The 21274-nt window shown below is 50.0% G+C and carries 13 protein-coding genes and 1 tRNA gene; 8 read left to right on the forward strand and 6 right to left on the reverse strand.

Annotated features, from left to right (window positions below; translation table 11 throughout):
- Positions 1-72 precede the first annotated feature (72 nt).
- A complete protein-coding gene (locus O0S10_RS08550; RefSeq protein ID WP_268925457.1) occupies positions 73-1056 on the forward strand; it encodes a 5,10-methylenetetrahydromethanopterin reductase in 984 nt (327 codons plus the stop codon).
- Between the two features lie 457 nt (positions 1057-1513).
- Here the strand turns inward: O0S10_RS08550 and O0S10_RS08555 are convergent, their stop codons facing one another.
- The 3 genes from O0S10_RS08555 to iorA all read right to left on the reverse strand — a co-directional run bounded on the left by O0S10_RS08555 (position 1514) and on the right by iorA (position 7187).
- Complete coding sequence (locus O0S10_RS08555; RefSeq protein WP_268925458.1) at positions 1514-4486, reverse strand: MEMAR_RS02690 family S-layer glycoprotein; 2973 nt, start codon at positions 4484-4486, stop codon at positions 1514-1516.
- Between the two features lie 332 nt (positions 4487-4818).
- Complete coding sequence (locus tag O0S10_RS08560; RefSeq protein WP_268925459.1) at positions 4819-5403, reverse strand: indolepyruvate oxidoreductase subunit beta; 585 nt, start codon at positions 5401-5403, stop codon at positions 4819-4821.
- Positions 5400-7187 carry an indolepyruvate ferredoxin oxidoreductase subunit alpha gene (iorA, locus tag O0S10_RS08565; protein ID WP_268925460.1) on the reverse strand — a complete coding sequence of 596 codons (1788 nt, stop codon included), beginning with the start codon at positions 7185-7187 and terminating at the stop codon, positions 5400-5402. Before iorA ends, O0S10_RS08560 begins: the two co-directional genes overlap by 4 nt.
- Positions 7188-7312: 125 nt before the next feature.
- On the opposite strand from iorA, the gene O0S10_RS08570 reads away from it, so the two are divergent.
- Positions 7313-7386, forward strand: a tRNA-Ile gene (locus tag O0S10_RS08570).
- Between the two features lie 32 nt (positions 7387-7418).
- Here the strand turns inward: O0S10_RS08570 and O0S10_RS08575 are convergent.
- Positions 7419-7958 (reverse strand): hypothetical protein, encoded by a 540-nt coding sequence (locus O0S10_RS08575; protein ID WP_268925461.1) that lies wholly within the window; start codon positions 7956-7958, stop codon positions 7419-7421.
- A gap of 78 nt (positions 7959-8036) precedes the next feature.
- Between O0S10_RS08575 and O0S10_RS08580 the strand changes: the two genes are divergently transcribed.
- Positions 8037-8966: an AEC family transporter gene (locus O0S10_RS08580; RefSeq protein WP_268925462.1), complete on the forward strand. Its 930-nt coding sequence runs from the start codon at positions 8037-8039 to the stop codon at positions 8964-8966.
- A gap of 273 nt (positions 8967-9239) precedes the next feature.
- Here the strand turns inward: O0S10_RS08580 and O0S10_RS08585 are convergent, their stop codons facing one another.
- Complete coding sequence (locus O0S10_RS08585; RefSeq protein WP_268925463.1) at positions 9240-12803, reverse strand: MEMAR_RS02690 family S-layer glycoprotein; 3564 nt, start codon at positions 12801-12803, stop codon at positions 9240-9242.
- A 393-nt stretch (positions 12804-13196) separates the two neighbouring features.
- Here O0S10_RS08585 and O0S10_RS08590 point away from each other — a divergent pair, with 393 nt between their 5' ends.
- The 5 genes from O0S10_RS08590 (at position 13197) to O0S10_RS08610 (ending at position 17557) form a co-directional block, all read left to right on the forward strand.
- Entirely contained in the window at positions 13197-14192 is a 996-nt protein-coding gene (locus O0S10_RS08590; RefSeq protein WP_268925464.1) for an ADP-ribosylglycohydrolase family protein, read from the forward strand.
- A gap of 58 nt (positions 14193-14250) precedes the next feature.
- Positions 14251-15243, forward strand: a complete 993-nt coding sequence (argC, locus tag O0S10_RS08595; RefSeq protein WP_268925465.1) for an N-acetyl-gamma-glutamyl-phosphate reductase — start codon at positions 14251-14253, stop codon at positions 15241-15243.
- A gap of 45 nt (positions 15244-15288) precedes the next feature.
- A complete protein-coding gene (argJ, locus tag O0S10_RS08600; RefSeq protein ID WP_268925466.1) occupies positions 15289-16440 on the forward strand; it encodes a bifunctional ornithine acetyltransferase/N-acetylglutamate synthase in 1152 nt (383 codons plus the stop codon).
- The gene (gene argB / locus O0S10_RS08605) at positions 16437-17321 is read left to right on the forward strand and encodes an acetylglutamate kinase (protein WP_268925467.1); all 885 of its coding nucleotides are present in this window, start codon (positions 16437-16439) and stop codon (positions 17319-17321) included. The genes argJ and argB overlap by 4 nt, the downstream gene beginning before the upstream one ends.
- 110 nt (positions 17322-17431) lie before the next feature.
- Positions 17432-17557, forward strand: a complete 126-nt coding sequence (locus tag O0S10_RS08610) for a hypothetical protein (RefSeq protein WP_268925468.1) — start codon at positions 17432-17434, stop codon at positions 17555-17557.
- Between the two features lie 156 nt (positions 17558-17713).
- On the opposite strand, the gene O0S10_RS08615 is transcribed toward O0S10_RS08610, so the two are convergent.
- Positions 17714-20599, reverse strand: coding sequence for an MEMAR_RS02690 family S-layer glycoprotein (locus O0S10_RS08615; RefSeq protein WP_268925471.1), 2886 nt, complete (start codon positions 20597-20599; stop codon positions 17714-17716).
- Between the last annotated feature and the right edge of the window lie 675 nt (positions 20600-21274).

Below are 21274 nucleotides of genomic sequence, written 5' to 3' on the forward strand. Positions count from 1 at the left end.
CGGAATGATTATTTTCAAAGCAGAATCTATTTATGCAGAGGGGATTAACTTAGAATTGAGGTGTAAAGAACTTTGACTTATGGAATTGAGTTTGTTCCGGGAAACGTTAATGTTAAGCAGGTAGTTAACTACTGTAAGCTTGCAGAGAGCAAGGACATTGACTACGCATGGATCACTAACCACTACAACAACCGCCACTGCTATCCGGTTCTGACCGCAGTTGCCCAGGCAACTACGACCCTGAAGATGGGTCCGGGTATCATGAACTCCTTTACGGATACTCCGGCTGGAATGGCATCCTTTGCCTGCACGCTGAATGAGATCTCCGATGGCCGTGCAGTTCTTGGTATTGGCCCAGGTGACCTGTCTACTCTTCCGAAGCTCGCAATTGATCCGGTAAAGCCGGTTGCAAGACTCGGTGAGGCAATTGATCAGATTCGCGCACTCTGCAGTGGTGCAGAAGTGAAGAAGTCGGGTCTGCAGTTCTTTGACTATGATGGTGCAAAGCTGACGGGTGTTACTCTCCCAGGTAAGAAGGGCATTCCGGTCTATGTTGGTGCACAGGGTCCGAAGGTCCTTGAGCTCGCAGGTCTGAAGGGAGACGGAGCACTTATTAATGCGTCCAACCCGAAGGACTTCGATGTTGCTATCCCAATTATTAAGGCAGCAACCGAGAAGGTTGGCAAGAAGAACTTTGATGTTGGTGCATACACTGCTCTGTCCATTGACAAGGACCAGAAGAAGGCAGAGAAGGCAGCAAAGATTGTTGCAGCTTTCATTGCAGCAGGTTCTCCTGAGCCGCTGCTCCAGCGCCACGGTCTTGACCTTGCAAATGTTGCAAAGATTAAGGACGCACTTGCACGCTTTGACTTCGGTGCAGTCGGCGGACTTGTTACGGAGAAAGAGATCGCAGCATTCACTATCTGCGGTACTCCAGATGTTATCCGCCAGAAGTGCGAAGACCTGACGAAAGCAGGTGTTACGCAGATCATCTTCGGTTCCCCGCTTGGACCGGATATGACGAACTCTATCCGCCTGCTCGGCAAGATTATGTAAATCGGCTTGTTCCGATTTTCCATATTTTTTTTGTTTTTTCTGTTGTGATTTTTCACGGATTATTTTTAATCCTGTTAGGATGTGCTGCTGTACTTTGTTGATGCGGGTAATGAAAGGAGAGATAAAATGTGTGGGATATGCGATGTTTGGTTTGGATGTGTGATGATAGCGGGCTTTCCAATATTCCTGCTGAAGATGGAATGTAGGTCTGCTATTGTTTTTGGAGTGGGGAGGGGTCGGATAGGTTCGGGATTTTTTCTTTGAGTTGTTTGAATGAGAGATACCGACCGGGATTTACGGTTGTGTCAGGCAGGTTTGTTGCGAATGTTCACGTGTTTGTTGTGCTGCGTGAGAATGTGTTTGGAAAAGAGCTGGTGATTTTTTTTCTGAAAAGAGAGAGTTGTTTTGTTTCAGGATTTCTCCTGATCGTTACTCATCTCTTTTTTGTTTCACGCAGTTAGTTTCTGCGGAGTACGAGGAGTGCTACTGCACCAAGTCCTGCGAGTGCAATGAATGCGCCGAAGCCCGGAGTCTGGGTCGGTGCAGTGGTTGCAGTTGTGGTTGCAGTGGTGGTTGCCGGAGCACCGGTCTCGGTCGGCTTCGGGGTGTCCGGAAGCTTCTCGACAAGGTTGAAGTCAGTCGTGGTGGTGACGTCAACTTCGATACCGTTCACCTTAATGGTGTACTGGTCAAGTTTCCAGTTGGTGGTGTCGACATCGACGGACCACGTGTTGTCAGAACCTTCACCTGCAACAACCTTAGTGGTTTGAGAGACACCGGAGGTGGTAGAGGTGGAGGTCTTGTCAACTGCAGTGAAGGATGAAGACATCACTTCAACAAGGATCTGATCATCGACTGCAAGGTTAGTAGTACCGGAAATGGTGAACTTGGATCCTGCTGCCTGGTCTCCCGGGCTGTTGATTCTGATCCACGGTGCTGCAACGGTGAACGTGAGCTTGGTGTAGATATCATCGATGTTTGCATCATCGATCATCTTGGTCAGCGCATCTGCTGCCTGGGATCCCTGAAGTTTGTTGTCTCCCCACACAACGAAGGAACCCTGCTGGGAACCGCCGGTGGTGGAGTTCACAATCTGGAAGTACTTGTAGTCGTCAGACTCGTCAACAAGCATTGCGTCGAAGTTGTTGTTGTACATCGGGTGCTGAACAACGACGAAGTACTGGTTGGAGGACATCGAGTTGCTGATGTCGATCTTCTTCTCGTAGGTTCCATCGTCTTCGACAGTGATGGAGTGGTCTTCGAAGAAGTTCGGGCCGAAGATGTAGAGCATCAGGTTGTTTGGTTTGCCTTCTGCGGTTCCGCGGACGTAGAGTTTGTCGCCCTGTGCGATGATGGTTCCGGACGGAACTGCGGACAGGAACGGCTGCTTCAGGTTCACGGAAACGGTTGCATACTCGGAGTCGGACAGCTTGACTGCTTTACCGTTAGTTGCGTACTTCGAAGTGCTGTCTGATGCATCTGATGCTTTACCGTTGGTGAGTCTGCTGGTTGCATAGATGGTGTATGCACCAGTGTCTAGTGCGATCTTGGAGGTATCCCACTTGTACTCCCAGGTGTCGTCAGTCTTGACAGCTACCGGGTTCTCGGAAAGGCGTGCATCTATCTTCTTCGGAAGGTCTTTGAGAACGATACCATTTGCATTGAGGTTCTGTCCGGTCAGGAACAGGAAGACAAGGTCACTATCGGTGTTGGTTCCGGTGAGTTTGATTTCGTCACCGATGTAGTAGGAACCGTCACCGGATGCGGAGATAGTTAATGCACCTTTCTCAACTTTGACTTTGACTTTGTCGTAGTCGCCAGCGTCAAGTTTACCGTCTTTGTCGTAGCCCTGCACTTTGATGGTGTAGGTCTTGTCTTCGGTGTTTTCTGCAGTGTTGAACTGGATGGTGCGTTTACCGCTTGCATCCGTCTTGAAGTTTGCACCTGCGATCTGACCGTCAGTTGTTTTCATATCGGAGCCAGACTGATATCCGCTCTGTCCAGACTGGAGGGTCGGGATCTTGTCGGTGGTGGTCTTGTAGTCTTCAATGAACACTGCGTAGACGGTCTGTGCTTTACCGCTGATGGTGACTGTGAACGGGTTGCTGCGGACAACGGAGTCCTTGGCTGCCGTGATGGTCAGGGTGCTGCTCTGCAGGGTGAAAGAGATCGTGTTGGATTTCTTTGCGTAGTCTGCGAAGCACTGCGGAGACGTGTACTCTGCCTGTGCAGTGTAGGTTCCTGCAGCTGCATTATCGCCTGCTGCGGTCCAGCCGGCGTTAGTCTGGGATGCAGTCAGGAGTTTGTTGTTGTAGTCTACCTTACCGAACTGCGTGGTCTTACCGGAAACAGGGGTGGTGAACACAATCTTTGCAGTTGCACCAGTACCTGCAGTTTCATTGTAGTATGCCGGACCAACTTTTGGTGCGTTGATCAGGAAAGAGACAACAGTGTCTTTGTTGACGTTTTTACCGTCAATAGAATCACCAGCAGTTGCACCGGTTGCAGTGTTCGTGGTCAGTTCTGCCTGAATGGAGAGTTCCGGATACCAGATGTTGATGTATGGTGCTTCTGGATCCCATCCGTCGGTAAGGTAGTACACACCGTAGTTGTTGCCAACGACATCCTCAGTCAGATAGAACACACCGTTTGCATCAGAGGAAATCTGGTTGACAACTGCGGGCATCTGTCCGTCGGTGAACTTGATCAGTTTGCCTGAGGTCACGGTGTTGTTGACCGTAATGTGCTCAAAAACAAAGGCATCTTTACCCTTTGCAACATTTCTGTCAGCACCTGGGGTCGGAGTTGGTCCACTACTCAGTGCGACCTGGAAGTAGAAGGTCTGAGTATTGTCAGTAGTAGTGTAGTTGTACAATCCTGCCTCCGGAATCTGGATCGGGGTTGCACCTTTGGTTGTTGCAACTTTTCCGTCAGCGGTCTTAAACTCAGTGTCTACAGCTGGATACTGCTGGTTTGGGAACTGTGGTGCAAAACCAGATCCTTTTGTAACAGTCCAAACCATTGCATTAAGGGCAGGATCATATGCGAATTCACCCGACTGCTTGGCAGGTTCCGTTGTAACATTAATTACATATTTTACTGCTGGGAAATTGTATGTACCTTCATAGATACCATTTTCCTGAGTCGATCCAATCGTGACATTACCACTACTATCTGTAGTCAGGGAGTTCCCTGCATACGAGAACATGACTCCCGATGGAAGTGAGGCAACGGTACCTACTGACATATTGCCAGTTGGATCCTGGGATGCTGTATAGTTCAGCGTGTAAGTCCCAGCTGTATTAATGACCTCACTACTCGGAATTGTGGTGGTAGTGGAAACGTTAACAACCGTTGCGGATGCAGCACCAATAAAGAGTGCAACTGCAAGAAAAATCGCCAACGCGGCCATAATCTTTGTGTTTTTCAAGTGTAATTCCTCCTAAATAAGGATTCAATCCCACAGGATCAAAATTACAAATATTCGCAAAACAGAGAAGATAGCCAACCAAAAAATCCCGAAATCCCCTCTCCAAAAAAATTCACATTAAACTTCCTACCAAATCCATTCAAAAAATATACCAAATATTCCTTCGAAAACACTTCATCAATCAACGAATCACACTCCGGAGAATAACAAAATCAAATCGAATTCCGCAAACAAAGTACAACATATCAAAAAATCAGAAATTGAATCCTACCGGACACACAGACATTGAATCCTACCAAACCAAAAAATCAAAAAAAGAAATCAAAAAAAGATCAGAAACGGACCTCACGGCCCATTGCAAATGCCTGCTCATTCAGTGCAACCGTCTTCTGCGGAACATTCCGCCGCACCGCCTCAGCAAGAGACGACACCGACAACGGAAGCTGGTGAGACGCAGCACCAAGCAGCACAATATTTGCCGCAAGAGGACTGCCCGCCTTTGTCGCAATCTCCGTTGCATCCACAAGAATCACCGTTGCCTTACCGGACTTCAGCTCGGCCACAACATCCTCCATCCGCGGCACCGGAAGTTTTGCCGAAAATACCGACGTTGGTACAACCATCTCACGATTCACCACCATCACCCCCTCCTCCTTCAGGAAATGCCGATACCGGAGCGCCTCAAGCACATCAAACGCAATCAGAAGATCTGCAGAACCGGGCGCAATCAAAGACCCGAATTTCCCGTCAATACGTATGTGCGTCTCCACCGACCCGCCGCGCTGCGACATCCCGTGCGTTTCCGCACCGCGGACATGACGCCCTTCAATCACACACGCATCACCCAGCACATTCGAGGCAAGAATCGTACCCTGACCACCAATACCAACAATCAGCACATCATAACTCTTCTTCATTGCCTCGCACCTCCGCGATGAATCGCACCCGCAGGACAGATATCAGCACAGACACCGCATCCCGTACACAGCGCCGTAGTCACCGACGTACCATCCTCACGGATCTCCAGAGCCGGACACCCGTACCGGATGCATGCTCCGCACTTTACACAAGTGTCTGCATCCACCACATACCGGCTTCGCTTCACGCCGTTGCGCTTGTTCATAATCACGCACGGCTGCTTTGCAATAATCACTTTCACACCCGGCTTCTCCTTTGCAGCCTTCAGCGTCTCCAGAAGATCCGTCAGATCATATGGGTCCACCGACTCCACAAATGAAACCCCGCAGGCACGCGCAAGTTCTTCCAGAGAAATCTTTGGAGACTCCACACCGGTTGCCGTCACGCCCGTGTTCGGGTTCGGCTGATGGCCGGTCATCGCCGTAATGCGGTTGTCCAGAATGATAATCGTCTGGTTCGCATTATTATACACCGCATTGATCAGCCCGTTTACCCCTGTGTGCAGGAACGTCGAGTCACCGATCGTTGAGACAACATCTGTCCCCGGACAGGCATGGGCAATGCCCGAACCAACTGTAACCGATGCGCCCATACAGATCGTTGTATCAACCGCGCCCATCTGCAGACCCAGTGTGTAACAACCAATGTCACTCGGGAACACTCCATCGCGGAACACCTTCTTCATCGCATAAAACACGGAACGGTGAAGACATCCCGGACAGAGGATCGGTGGTCTTACCGCAACAGCCTCCGGGACCGGTTCAACCGGGAAGGGATTTGCCGTGAGGAATCCGGCTTTCACCAGTGCCTTTGCAACAAGAGCCGAGGAGAACTCCCCCTCGTGCGGCAGGTATCCGTCAAGTTTTCCATGAACAATTGTCGTAGTTGCTGCCTGACGAACCGCTTCCTCGATCACCGGCATCAGTTCCTCAACAACCAGAACCTCCGTGTGCTTTGCCACAACATCCGCAAGCCATTTTTGATCGATCGGATACGCACCGATACGGATCAGGGAAACATCCTCCGGCAGAATTTCTTCTACATAGGAAACGGAAATTCCTCCGGCGATCACGGCCCGTGTTCCCCGGATTTCTGCAGAGTTGTATCCGGCTTCAACCAGATACGCCGAAATCTCCGGCTGTTTCTTCGTGAGAACTGCATGAAGCGGACGGGTGTGGGCAGGAATGACCACGTACTGTTTCGGATCGCGGATAAATTCTCCTTTTCTTGGTGAGGGTGACCTCTCGCCGAGCGCCACATCGCTCTTTGAGTGGCAGATACGGGTTGTTGGCCGGAACAGTACCGGAAGAGAGAACTTCTCCGAAAGATTCCAGGCACCGGCCATCATGTCGTGAGCCTGCTGGACATCTTTTGGGTCAAGACAGGGGATCTGGGCAAACTTTGCATACATCCGCGAATCCTGTTCGTTCTGCGAGCTGTGAGCGAAGGGATCGTCTGCGGAGAGGATGACAAATCCTCCTTTCACTCCAGTGTAAGAGGAAGTCATCAGCGGGTCTGCTGCGACGTTGAGGCCGACATGCTTCATCGTTACAATTGAGCGCAGTCCACACCAGCTTGCACCGATTGCGTTTTCGAATGCAACTTTTTCGTTGACTGACCATTCAAGATAGTACCAGGGGTCTTTGACCCGGCGAAGTGTGTCAACGACCTCGGACGAGGGGGTTCCCGGATAGCCGGATACAAAGTCTACTCCGGCTTCCAGACATCCGTGGGCGATTGCATCATTTCCCAGGAGATATTGTTTGTTCCTCTCTTCTGCCATTCTGTATCCTGCCACAATATATTATTCCATACGTTTGGCAGGATAAAGAGTTAAGCCTGTTCCCCTTAGCAATTCACAATTTATTTATATGGATAGAGCATATGTATTAGGGTAACACTCGAAAGGGGCCCGTAGCATAGCTAGGTGGTGCGCCCGGCTGATAACCGGGAGGTCATGAGTTCGAATCTCATCGGGCCCACTGTTTTTGTGATTTTTTTATAGTAAAAAAAGTTAGTTCCGGGTCTTTTTCTGGATGTATCCGAGCGCAAGATCGAGAGCTGCGAGTACTTCTTCTTCTGCGAGATAATAGTCTCTCATTGCGGAGTAGAGCATGTAGATGATGTCGTAGCCGTAGAACTCAAGGGCGTCCTCCGGGGTAAGCGGGGATGCGTAGGTGTCGACAACGAATCCGTCGTTGGAGAACATGAGTTCGTATAATGCGCCTTTTTCGGAGAGGACAGAGAACTGCTGGGTGACTTTTTTCTTGGGATCGTCGGGCCGGTACTCCAGCGGGGCGTCGGTTTTTCCGAGGATGATCATTTTTTCTTCGTAGTATTTCTGGTCGTAGAGTTCGCCTTTGGTGTCCTGTTTTGCTTTGAGGAGGAACTCTGATCCGATCTCTTGGGCGATGGGGGCTACTGCGTCAATCATCCGCGAGAGAAGTGCTGCGTTCCGGCTACAGAATTCGCGGGATGCATCATCCTGTTTTTGTTTGGTTTCGCTGATGAGTGTCTGGAGGCGGTCAAATCCTTGTTCGACGATTTCGTCCATACCATATTATGGTCGGGTCCGATAGTTTAACTATCGGTTCGGTTTTATATGTACACGATAGTAAGGAGGTCTTGGGCTGTGGATTATTTTATCGCCTTAAACCAGATTTTAATTCTGTTCCTCCTTATCGGGGTGGGATTTTTCTGTAGACGTGTTGGAATTTTTAATGAGACGTCGGTTGTGTCGCTTTCGAAGTTTTTGCTGCATATCTGTATTCCGGCAATGATCATTTATTCGATGCAGATTCCGTTTACGTCGGAGCTTTTGCAAAATGGTGAGTTGCTGCTTGTGGCGGCGCTTGGGTATTATGCAGTTTCGCTGGTCGTTGCGTGGTTTGCACCGGTTTTGTTGCGTGCGAGGCATGAGGAGTACGGGGTGTTCCGGTTTATGCTGGTGTTTTCGAACTCGATGTTTATGGGGTTCCCGGTGCTGAAGATGATCTTCGGCCCTGATGCGATTTTTTATGCGGCGATCTTTAATATTCCGTTTACGATTCTGGCGTATTCGCTGGGCATCTGGCTGCTGACTGCTCACGGAGGCGGCGAGGGGCGTCCGGTTTTTCAGCCGAAGCTGTTGTTGAATGCGGCGTTTTTTTCAACGTTTGTTGGCCTTGCGCTGTTTCTGACGTCAACGACGATTCCTGATCCGATTAACGGGTCTTTGGCGCTTTTGGATAGTGTGACGACGCCGTTGTCGTTGGTGGTGACGGGAGGGTTCCTTGCACAGCTGGATCTGTCGAAGATCTTCGGGAATGTGCGGCAGTATTTTGTTGCGGGTATCCGGTTGCTGATTCTGCCTGCTCTGGTGTATGTGATCTTTTCGCCGTTTATTGAAAATCCACTGATTCTGGGAGTGGTGGTGGTGACGGCGGGTATGCCGGCGGCGACGAATACGGTGATGCTTGCGTCAGAACATCGGGTGCATCCGGATATTGCGGCCCAGGGTGTGTTTATTACGACGCTGGTGAGTGTGGTTACGCTGCCGCTTCTTGCGATGTTTTTGTCGTGAGATGGGGTGTGTAATTCTTTCCGTTTTTTTTCTTCTGTGGGAGTGCGGGTCTTTGTCTTGTGATCCCATAGAACATAACCGGTTCAGACGGCACACGATTTCATTGTGTCGTGACTATTGATCGGATAGATAGTGGTGCGAACGTTCACGTGTTCGTTGTGCTGCGTGAGAATGTGTTTGGAAAAGAGCCGGGATTTTTTTCCTGGGAAAAGAGAGAGTGGTGTTTCTCAGGATTTCTCCTGATCGTTACTCATCTCTTTTTGTTGCACGCAGTTAGTTTCTGCGGAGTACGAGGAGTGCTACTGCACCAAGTCCTGCGAGTGCCACGAATGCGCCGAAGCCCGGAGTCTGGGTCGGAGTAGTCGTTGCAGTTGCGGTTGCAGTGGTGGTTGCCTGAGTACCAGTCTCGGTCGGCTTCGGGGTGTCCGGAAGCTTCTCGAGAAGGTTAAAGTTGGTCGTGGTGGTTGCATCGACTTCGATACCCTGTGCCTTGATGGAGTATTCATCAAGCTTCCAGTTGGTCGTGTCAACTTCGATGCTCCAGACGTTGTCACCGGATTCACCAGCAACAACCTTCGTGGTCTGAGTCACACCGCTGTTACCGAGGTCCTGTGTCTTTTCAGTTGCCTCAAAGGAGGAGGATGAAACTTCTACGAGGACCTGATCATCGATTGCAAGGTTGGTTGTACCAGAGATGGTGAACTTGGAACCTGCTGCTTTGTCTCCCGGGTTGGCGATTCTGATCCATGCATCAGCGACATTGAAAGTCAGCTTGGTGTAGATATCATCAATGTTCGGGGAGTCGATCATCTTGGTGAGTGCATCGGCTGCCTGGTCTCCCGGAAGTCTGTCAGATCCAGTTACGTAGAAGGAGGACTGGCTGCTGGTTGCAGCGAGCTTTACATTCGGGATGTAGAAGTACTCGTATCCATCCTCGTCCTGTGCGAGATCTGCATCAAACATTGCATTCATCATGGGGTGCTGGATGACGACGAAGTACTGACCGGAGGACATGCCTTCGGGGATATCGATCTTCTTTTCGTAGTTACCGTCGTCTTCGACACTTACGGAGTAATCTTCGAAGAAGTTGTTGCCGAAGATGTAAATCTTAAGGCTGTTCGGGTTGCCTTCTGCGGTTCCGCGGACATAGAAGCTGTCACCTTTTGCGACAACAGTTCCGGACGGGACTGCAGAGAGGAACGGTTTCTTCAGGTTGACGGAGATGGTTGCATACTCGGAGTCAGAGAGTTTGACTGCCCAGAGTCCATCTTCTCCTTCAATCTTGGATCCGTACATTTCGCTTTCTTTTCCATCAACGTTGAATGGAGTGGATGCTTTTCCGTTGGTGAGTCTGCTGGTTGCGTAGATGGTGTATGCTCCAGGGTCAACGGAGATTCTGCTGGTGTCCCATTTGTATTCCCAGGTGTTGTCGGTATTGACGACGACCGGGTTGGTTGCAAGTGCTGCCTGTTTCAGTGTCGGCAGTGATTTGAGGACGTTGCCATCGGCAGAGCCGAGGTTTTTACCAGTAATGAACAGGAACACAAGTTTGCTGTCGCTGTTGGTTCCGCTCAGTTTGATTTCGTCACCGAGGTAGTAGCTTCCGTCACCGGATGCGGAGATGGTTACTGCACCTTTTTCAACTTTGACCTTGACTTTGTCGTAGTCACCGCTGTCGAAGATGATGGCCCCGGCGTCGTTGGTGGTCAGGCCGGAGACTTTGATGGTGTAGGTTTTGTCTTCGGTGTTTGCTGCGGTGTTGAACTGGATGGTTCTCTTACCGCTTGCATCAGTTTTGAAGACTCCACCGATTGCGTCGGAGTAGCCGGCGTAGTAGATTTCTCCGTTGACGATACTGTAGTATTTTTCGGGAGCGGGTGCGTTGTATGAGCTCTGGAATCCACTCTGGGCAGGCTGCAGGGTCGGGTTGACCTCATTGGTTGCCGGGGATTCGATGTAGACTGCATACTCGGTCTGGGACTTGCCGCCGATAGTGACCGTGAACGGGTTGCTGCGAACGACAGAGTCTTTTGATGCGGTAATAGTCAGGGTGCTGCTCTGGAGCGTGAAAGAGATCGTGTTGGATTTCTTTGCGTAGTCAGAGAATGCCTGCGGGGACGTGTATTCTGCCTGAGCAGTCCAGGTTCCGGCAGTTGCGTCTTCTCCCGCCTGAGTGTAACCAGCCATGGTCTGGGCAGAGGTAAGGGTCACGGTACCGAATGGCAGTGCATAGGTGCCAGTACCGAAGGTTGTGGTCTTACCTGATGCCGGAGTTGTGAAGACAATCTTGGCTGTGGCACCTGTCTGTGCTGCATTATTGTAGAATGCCGGACCGACTTTCGGTGCGTTGATCAGGAAGGAGACAACAGTGTCTTTGTTGACATTTTTGCCATCAATGGAGTCACCGGAGGTTGCACCGTTGGCACCAGTAGTCAGTTCTGCCTGAAGGGAGAGTTCCGGATACCAGACGTACACGAATCCAGATGCATCGTAATTTCCATCAATGACGTATTTACCATACTGTCCGTTGACAACTTCTTCAGTGAGGTAGAATTTACCTGCGGTACCTGCAATGACGTTTACTGCGGATGGAATTGCTCCATCGGAGTATTTGGTAAGTTTGCTGGCACCTGATACGACGGTGTTAACATCAATGTGTTCATAGACGAAGACATCTTGGCCAGTGCCCTGGATGTATCTGTACTCGGCCGGAGTGATGGTGATTTCACCAGCTTCGGTTTCTACTCCGTTAATTGTGTAGCTGACGGTGTAGGTACCTACTGTGGCGTAGATGTTCTCTACAACTGCTTCGAATCCACCCTGAATTGAGCTGAAGGATGCAGTCTTAGTCTGTCCATCACCAAATTTGACCGTGACGTTTGCCGGCTGAACAACACCCATTGAAGTGAAAGTAATCTCTACAGTAGAGCCCTGGGCTGCTGTAATCGGCATGTCAACAACGATTTCGCCAGCAGTTCCTGTAACGGTGATCGTTGAGACGGTCTTCAGACGAGTAGACTGACCCGGAGTTGGACCGTTCATGACAATAACCGGGTAGGTGTCTGCAAGAGCATAGGTGTGGGACATGGACACATTGACGCTGCTCGCGAAGTCAAGCTGCTCAGTGGTTCCGTCACCCCACGAAAGCCAGACGGGGGTCGTGAGTTGCTTGGTTGCGTTGATGTCAATTGTTACCGAAGAACCCGTTGCGATTTCTGTTGCGTCCGGGGCTGCGGTAAAGTTGTCAATGTCAGCATCTGATGTTGACGATACGGTGATTGTAGCTACATCTGGTGCAGTTGCAAAGGAGGCAATGCCGTTTACTTTCGTAAGTGTGATATCTGTCTGACCGGCCACTGCTTTGCCAATTACGGTTGCGGTGGTGGTAGTGAGAGTAGTCTCTACACCATTATACGACACGCTAACTTCAGATACACCATTCGGAAGAACTGCGTTGAGGGTTGCTGAGAGCTCAGTGTTAACGTAGATCTCTGCCGGTGTGATGGATACGGTGGGCAGATCTGCAACGGTGACGGTCAGAGTGCTGTCCTTATTCCAAGCACTGCCATCATCCGATTTCAGGACATCATATGTAGCTACACTTATACTTGTAAGTGAGATATAACTTCCACCAGTTACATTCGTAGCAACTGGACTAGTACTACCAGATCCTGCCAGAGCAATCCATGGCCCTGCGGCACCAGTAATGGTGATATTTTCACCGATATAGGCTGTCTCACCAGTAGCAACAGCTCTCTCTGCTGCAGATGCTGCACCGATAAAGAGTGCTGCGACGAGGAGAACAGCCAATACGGCCATAATCTTTGTGTTTTTCAAGTGTAATTCCTCCTAAATAAGGATTCAATCCCACAGGATCAAAATTACAAATATTCGCAAAACAGAGAAGATAGCCAACCAAAAAATCCCGAAATCCCCTCTCCAAAAAAATTCACATTAAACTTCCTACCAAATCCATTCAAAAAATATACCAAATATTCCTTCGAAAACACTTCATCAATCAACGAATCAGACTCCGGAGAATAACAAAATCAAATAGAATTCCGCAAACAAAGTACAACATATCAAAATATCAGAAATTGAATCCTTCCCCGCAAACAAACATTGAATCCTACCAAACCAAAACCCGGAAAAATCAAACATCATACACAACACCTCACCCAACCAACATCACCATAACAATTAACCCACTTCCCTCCCATAACATAGTATATGCTGAATAAATACAAGGGATGCCTCCTCGGCGCAGTACTCGGCGATGCCCTTGGCATGCCCGGTGAAACCACCGTAAGCCGGTTCATCGGAGTCACCCTCGGATTCAAACGTGCATACAAAGGCCACCCCAACCATGACCTGCTCCCGGGCCAGTACACCGACGACTCCCAGCTCATACTCATTGCCTCCCGTCTCCTTGCCGAAGCAAGCTGGGACCCCGAAACCTACGCAAAAGAACTCCTCCGCACCTACAACCTCAACAAATTCCGCTACCCTGACGGAACCACCTACGCCGCATGCAAACGTATGAAAACAACCGACGACCTCATCGGCTCCGGCGTATACTCCGACAGCGCCGGATGCATCTCCCTTGCCGTTCCCTTCGCCCTCGCCTACAAAGATCGCAAAGAAATGGCACCCAAACTCCTCGAAGCCTGCAGCATTACCCACACCCACCCCGGAGTCTACGCCGCAACCCTCGGCTTCGCTCTCCTCCTCAATACCCTCATCGAAACCGAAAACACCGCCGCCGCATATCAGGCCCTCCTCACCGCCGCACAGAACATGGACCAAGATCTGGCTGCCCGGCTCAACAACGCCATCCGCATCGAAGGAACCGGCATGCCGATCGACGATGCCCTTGCAGCAATCGGCAACTCCTCCTCAGTTTACCATACCCTCCCCCTCGCAATATTCCTCTGTAAACGCTACGACATTCCCGAAGAACTGCTCGCTTACGCATCAGCCTGCGGCGGCAACGCCGACACCCTCACCCTCCTCTGTGGAGCATTCGCCGGTGCCCGTTATGGAATCGCTGCACTTCCGCAGGAGCTCATCACCCAGCTGGAGCGAAAAAACGAATTTGAAATCCTCGCAGAAAAACTCCTTGACCCCAAAAAACCCGAACAACCCACTGCCGCTGAACCAAAAACCGAGACCAAATCACAGGAAGAACCTGAAAGTATCTATGACTCCGGCTGGGAACCCGAATAACTCACTTTTTTTCATCTCATAACAGAATTTAATCTCTTCCACAACCCATACTGTAGTTATGGATATCGCGATTGTCGGCGCATCCGGTTATGCCGGAGGAGACCTCATCAGACTGCTTCTTACCCACTCACAAGCAAACATCGTCTGTGCCACCTCCCGCAAACTTGCCGGAACACCCGTAACCAAAGACCACATACACTTAAAAAATCTCATCGACCTTGACTACACCAATCCTGACGTCAACGACATCGATGCAGACGTCGCCTTCCTTGCCGTCCCGCACACCGCAGCAATGCAGTATGCACTTCAGCTTCGTGAACGCGGTATCAGAACCGTTGACCTTTCCGCCGACTACCGGCTTCCGCAGGACATCTACGAAAAAACCTACGGCGTCAAACACACCGCATACTTCAAAGCCCCGTACGGGATCCCCGAGCTTCACCGTGACGAAGTCCGTGGTGCGGACTTCGTCGCAAACCCCGGGTGTTTCCCGACCGGTGCAACCCTCGCAGCAGCTCCGGTAGCTGACCTCGCCACGACAATCATCTACGACTCAAAGAGCGGTGTCTCCGGTGCCGGCGACTCCGTCTCCGAGACAACCCATTACCCCAACGTCGATGAAAACATCGCCCCGTACAAAATCACCGCACACCGCCACCTTCCCGAAATGAAACAGGAAGCAGCATTCCTCGGATCCTCCGCGAAGATTTATTTCACCCCCCATCTGCTTCCGGCAATCCGGGGAATTATTACCACCGCCCACATCCTCTTCAACGAACCGGTGAATCTGGAGGAAGTGAAAAAACGGTATGAGACCTTCTACAAGGATGAACCCTTCATTCGTCTCCAGACCGCAAAACTCGGCGGTGTTCGCGGTTCCAACTTCTGCGACATCAACTTCGAACTCGAAGCCGACGGCACACGGCTTGTTGCCGTCTCCGCAATCGACAACCTCGTCAAAGGTGCCGCAGGTCAGGCAATCCAGAACATGAACATCATGTGCGGATTTAGTGAGACGGATGGACTTCGCATGCCTGGAATGTTCCCGTAAGAACATTCAAGATACACAGAACAAATATAATAGACAGGAATTCATATGCAGAGTATCTGTGCTGTTGAAGGCGTCACCGCATGGGGCGTAAAAGAAGGAAAATACGGCCTTGCACTTATCAAAGCATCCGGAACCGGAGCAGCTGTTTTTACCAGCAACAAAGTCCGGGCACCGGTTGTAAACCTCATGGCGGAGCGTACCAGACGCGGGAAGCTTGCCGGCATCATCGTGAACAGCGGATGCGCCAATGCCTACACCGGCAAACGCGGATACGAGGATGCAAAAACAATGGCGTCAATTGGTGCAGAGGCACTCGACATTCCCGAGAGGGAAACGGGTGTTGCGAGTACCGGCGTTATCGGAAGATACCTTGATCTTGATCTCATCCGCCGCCAGAGCGGCGATGTTGCGGGAAAGCTTGCCCACTCCGGTGAGGCGGAGATGGCGGCGGCTGCCGCCATCATGACGACTGATACAGTACAAAAACATGCCCTGGTGCAGAGAGAGGGATTCACCGTTGCCGGTATCTGCAAAGGGTCCGGCATGATTGCGCCGAACATGGGCACTATGCTTTCTTTCGTGTACACCGATGCAGAGGTTTCAGCCGAGCGTCTGCATGACACATTGAAGACCGCGGTGCAGCGGAGTCTGAACCGCGTGGTTGTGGACGGTGACGAGAGTACGAACGATTCCCTCTTTTGTACGGCGACGGGCGAAGCCGGTCACGTGCCAAAGAAGGAGTTTGCGGCAGCACTTGAAGAGTGCTGCATTTCTCTTGCGAAACAGATTGCCGCAGACGGTGAAGGGGCAACGAAAATGCTTGAGGTCCGGGTGAAAGGGGCACGCCGTGAGAAGGATGCGGAAAAAATTGCCAAGGCAGTAATCACGTCACCGCTGGTGAAGAGTGCGGTGTACGGTGAAGATCCGAACTGGGGCAGAGTTGTCTGTGCAGCCGGATATTCAGGTGTTGAGTTCGCTATTGATGAGCTGTCGCTTTCGATTGGTGAGGGAGAGAGCGAGACACCGCTCGTGCGAAAGGGAGAGATCGCGGCAGATCTCGAAAAGGCGAAGGCCGCGATGGTGGGTAAACATGTGGTGTTTACCATAACGCTTGAGTCCGGTAAGAAGGAGGCAGTTGCGTGGGGCTGTGATCTGACGGAAAAATATGTGGAGATTAACGGGAAGTATACAACATGAATCGCGAAAATGTGTTAATGGAGGCGCTTCCGTATATCCGGAAGTTCCACGGCAGGACGATTGTGATTAAGCTCGGCGGCCATGCGATGGTTGATCCGAAGATTATGAATACGGTGATCGAGGATGCGGTGCTTTTGCACTACGTGGGGATGCGTGTTGTGCTTGTGCACGGCGGCGGCCCGGAAATTACGCAGAAGATGCAGGCCCTTGGGAAGGAGCCGAAGTTTATCGGTGGCCTGCGGGTGACGGATGCGGAGACGCTGGAGATTGCCCAGATGGTTCTTGCAGGTAAGATCAGCAGTGCGATTGTGAGTCTGATTGCGAAGAACGGGGCTCATGGCGTGGGTGTTTCCGGTAATGACGGTGGTCTTGTGATTGCGGAGAAGATGCCGCTGAAGAAGGTGATGATCGGTGATCGCGAGGAGGAGGTTGATCTCGGGTTTGTCGGGGAGATTCGCGAGATCAATTCGAAACTTCTGGAGACACTTCTGGATGCGGGATATATTCCGGTGGTGTCGCCGCTGGCAATTGATCGGAAGGGAAATGATCTGAATATTAATGCGGATACGATGGCGGGAGAGATTGCGGTGGCGCTGAAGGCGTTTAAGTTGATCTCTCTGACGGATGTGGATGGTGTGATGGATAAGGAGCGGACGCAGGTGTTCCACCGGCTGACGCTGAAGAATGTGGATGCACTGATGGCGGACGGGACGATCTCGGGCGGGATGATCCCGAAGCTTGAGGCGAGTGTGAATGCAGTTCGTCATGGTGTTGAGGGTGCACATGTGGTGAACGGGAATGCGGAGCATAATCTGCTTCTGGAGTTGTTCACGGATGATGGTGTCGGGACGATGATCACGGCATCAATGATCAGTTTCTAATTTTTTTCTTTTTTGTTTTGTGAAACGAAAGTGATTTATTTTTGTGGTTCAATATTTTCAGAAAAGGTGATTTCGTGGGAGTGATTTGTCCTTTGACTCAGGAGAGATGTATGGGTAAAGAGTGTAAGTTCTGGCGTGCAGATGCGAAGATCGATAAGAAGGCGGATACGTTTTATGAGCTGGGGACGGGGGAGTGTTTATTTATTAAGGTGGCAAATCATTTGCTGGCGAAATAATTTTTTCTTTTTTGTGCGGAATGGTTTTTTTCTTGCGTGTGTGTTTGTGTTTGAAATTTTTTGAAAAGAGCTTGTGATATTTTTTTCTGAAAAGAGAGAGTTGTTTTGTCTCAGGATTTCTCCTGATCGTTACTCATCTCTTTTTGTTGCACGCAGTTAGTTTCTGCGGAGTACGAGGAGTGCTACTGCACCAAGTCCTGCGAGTGCAATGAATGCACCGAAGCCCGGAGTTGACGGGGTTGCGGTTGCAGTTGCGGTTGCAGTGGTCGGAACAACGGTTGCACCGGTCTCGGTCGGCTTCGGAGTGTCCGGAAGCTTCTCAACGAGGTTGAAGTTCGTGGTCGTAGAGACATCGACTTCGATACCGGATACCTTGATGGTGTACTCGTCAAGCTTCCAGTTGGTCGTGTCAACGTCGACAGACCAGGTGTTTTCTGTACCTTCGCCTGCAACAACCTTCGTGGTCTGAGAGACACCGGAGGTGGTGGAGGTAGAGGTCTTGTCAATTGCATTGAAGGAAGAAGACACTACTTCAACAAGGATCTGGTCGTCAACGGCAAGGTTGGTCGTACCGGTGATGGTGAACTTGGATCCAGTTGCCTGGTCTCCCGGGTTCTTGATGTTGATCCACGGCTCAGCGACGGTGAACGTCAGCTTCGTGTAGATATCATCAATGTTGGCAGAGTCAATCATCTTGGTGAGTGCATCTGCTGCATTAGAACCCTGGAGTTTGTTGGTACCTTCTACGATGAAGGATGCCTGCAGACCAGTAGTAGTCTTGTTACCGAAGTTCTCAATCTCAAGGGTTGTATAGGACGACTCTTCCTTCGTCTCGGCTACAACATTATCCTTAGTGTAGTAGACCTGCTTTACATCGATCTGGCCGTTATACATCGGGTGTTCGATGACAACGAAGTACTGGTTGGAAGACCACTCGGATCCAATCTCAAGTTTCTTTTCGTAGGTTCCATCGTCTTCAACGGTAATGGACTCTCTCTGATACTTGTTCGGACCAAAGATGTAGAGCTGGAGCGTGTTCGGCTCGCCTTCTGCGGTTCCGCGGATGTAGATCTTGTCACCCTTTGCAACGACAGTTCCAGACGGGATTGCGGACAGGAACGGCTGCTTCAGGTTGACAGAGATGGTTGCATACTCGGAGTCGGAGAGTTTGACTGCCTGCACATTTGTTCCTACGACATATGCGTCAGATGCTTTACCGTTGGTAAGCTGGCTGGTTGCGTAGATGGTGTATGCACCAGTGTCAAGACCACAGTTTGCGGTGTTCCACTTGTATTCCCAGGTGTTGTCAGTCTTAACGGCAACATCTGCGGTGCGGGAAACAAATGCATCAATGTGCTCGGGCAGCTGTTTTACCTGCTCACCGTTGGTCTTCAGGTTCGGACCGGTGATGAAGAGATAGATGTTGCTGCTGTCAGTGTTGGTTCCGGTAAGTTTGATTTCTGCACCGATGTAGTAGGAACCGTCACCCTCTGCGGAGATAGTTACTGCACCTTTTTCGACTTTGACTTTGACTTCGTCCCAGTCAGAGTCGTCGCTATCTCTTTCAACTCTGATGGTAAAGGTCTTGTCTTCGGTCTCTGCTGCGGTGTTGAACTGGATGGTTCTCTTTCCGCTTGCATCGGTTTCAAAGATGCCACCGTTGGTGATACTGCTCTTGAAGCCGGACTGTCCTGGCTGGAGCGTCGGGTTCTTCTTGGAGTCATCTTCGGGGTTAGTGATGTAGACCTTGTACTGTGTCTTGGCGTCACCACTGATTGTGACCGTGAACGGGTTGCTGCGGACGACGGAGTCCTTTGCTGCCGTGATGGTGAGTGAAGAGCTCTGAACGGTGAAGGAGATCGTGTTGGACTTCTTTGCGTAGTCCTTGAAGGCCTTCGGGGTCTGGAACTCTGCATATGCAGTGTAGGTTCCTGCAGCTGCGTCAGCGGTTGCATTTGCAGTACCAATCAGCTGTTTTGCATCAGTAAGGATAGTATTCTGCCCTGTTCCTGCGGCGAAATCAGTGGTACCATAGACACTGGTCTTACCTGAGACCGGGGTCGTGAACCAGATGGTAATTTCTGCGTTCGGATTGAGTGAGGTTGCAACTTTCGGTGCTTCCACGTAGAAGGAGACATCGTCTAACTTACCAACGGTTTTGCCGTCGACAGAGTCAGTGGAGTCTCCAAGGTATGCAAGCAGGGAGAGTTCCGGATACCAGATGTTGACTTTGATACCGGTGGTAGAGTTATACTCACCATAGTGTCCGCCAACTGCGGATTCAAGGAGGTTAAAGATACCGTTCTTACCGGTGATGGTGTTGACGACTCCGGAGTTCTGGGTTGACAGAGTCAGAGTTGAGTCACCAGTGACGGTAAAGATATACTCATATACGAATGCTGTTTCACCAGTTTTAATCGTGCGTGCATCGACACTTGTCAGTGTCGTGGTGGCTACGGTTTTGCCACTTCCACTTGCTACTGCAGAAACAGTAATTGTTCCCGTTGCTGTCGGAGTAATTGAACCTAATGCCGAAATTTTACCTGCACTTGCAACATTGGTAACTGATACTGGCACAGTCTGACCATCAGAGAATTCAAGTTCTAATCCCTTAACGGCAACGGTAGTAGTTGCGTTGGAGATTGTAACTATAAATGGAACATCTGTTGCCGATCCATTCAGGATCTGTGATACTGCGTCTGTTGCTACCTGAACAGATACTGTGTAGATTCTGGGGGTAGCAGCTGCGGGTGTCAGTGAATCTCCAATGGATTGGGTGGTGGCACTGTAGATATACGTGCCAGCATCTGCCTTCGTAAGATCTACAGAATTATCTGCTGCTACGGTGAGATTCGTTCCCGCAATAATTTTGTTCGCAGTGTCGACCGGGTACAGTGTACCTGCACCTGACACACCGGTAAGAGAGATTGTGTCGCCAATTACGACGACATCCTCATTCACCACTGATGTGTATGCTGCAGATGCTGCTCCGATAAAGAGCGCTGCTGCGAGCAGAACGGCGAGAACTGCCATTATTTTCATGTTTTTCAAGTGTAATTCCTCCTAAATGAGGATTCAATCCACCACACACAAAATTTAGGAAAATTACAGATCTCTGAAAAATATCAAATAAAAAATCCAGTAAACCCCCATCCAAAAAATCTCACATTAAATATCCTACCAAATCTCATCCAAAAATACGCCGAATTCTTTCGAATTATTCCTTCGATAAATTTCATCAATCAACGAAGACCATCAAATCAGATTACAAAAAATAAAATGATTCCACACATAAAGTAATACAATCTAAGTTTGCAGAGATTGAATCCTACCATCCACAAAAACATTGAATCCTACTAATCCAAAAGATCAAAAAAATTACACATAAAAAAGAACCCACCGCATCACACATATCACCCATATTCTACCTGCTCGTAAAGAAAATGTCATGTCAGTAACCAAGACTTATGATGTTTTTTAACAATTATGATAAAGACCCACACAGAAGTACAGGAATGATCATCCATTCTGGAGAATTTTTCAGGAAAAATCTCACAATCATATTGGATGAACCGGCACACAAACTACCACACGCGTATTCGTGATCGGATCGTTTGACTCCTTACCGTACTTTCTGGAGAACCACATGAAAAAATCATTACCGAACCGACAGCTTACGCTCGCCAGATAATCGTCACAATAAGAAAACAAGACAAA

Source organism: Methanocorpusculum petauri (assembly GCF_026891975.1).
In the GTDB taxonomy this organism is placed as follows: domain Archaea; phylum Halobacteriota; class Methanomicrobia; order Methanomicrobiales; family Methanocorpusculaceae; genus Methanocorpusculum; species Methanocorpusculum petauri.

What these genes read in the sequence shown, in the direction of transcription:
- O0S10_RS08560 (WP_268925459.1), bottom strand. Translation starts at nt 5,403, where the DNA reads ATGAAGAAGAGTTATGATGTGCTGATTGTTGGTATTGGTGGTCAGGGT.
- iorA (WP_268925460.1), bottom strand. Translation starts at nt 7,187, where the DNA reads ATGGCAGAAGAGAGGAACAAACAATATCTCCTGGGAAATGATGCAATC.
- O0S10_RS08575 (WP_268925461.1), bottom strand. Translation starts at nt 7,958, where the DNA reads ATGGACGAAATCGTCGAACAAGGATTTGACCGCCTCCAGACACTCATC.
- O0S10_RS08590 (WP_268925464.1), top strand. Translation starts at nt 13,197, where the DNA reads ATGCTGAATAAATACAAGGGATGCCTCCTCGGCGCAGTACTCGGCGAT.
- argC (WP_268925465.1), top strand. Translation starts at nt 14,251, where the DNA reads ATGGATATCGCGATTGTCGGCGCATCCGGTTATGCCGGAGGAGACCTC.
- argJ (WP_268925466.1), top strand. Translation starts at nt 15,289, where the DNA reads ATGCAGAGTATCTGTGCTGTTGAAGGCGTCACCGCATGGGGCGTAAAA.
- argB (WP_268925467.1), top strand. Translation starts at nt 16,437, where the DNA reads ATGAATCGCGAAAATGTGTTAATGGAGGCGCTTCCGTATATCCGGAAG.
- O0S10_RS08610 (WP_268925468.1), top strand. Translation starts at nt 17,432, where the DNA reads ATGGGTAAAGAGTGTAAGTTCTGGCGTGCAGATGCGAAGATCGATAAG.
- O0S10_RS08615 (WP_268925471.1), bottom strand. Translation starts at nt 20,599, where the DNA reads ATGAAAATAATGGCAGTTCTCGCCGTTCTGCTCGCAGCAGCGCTCTTT.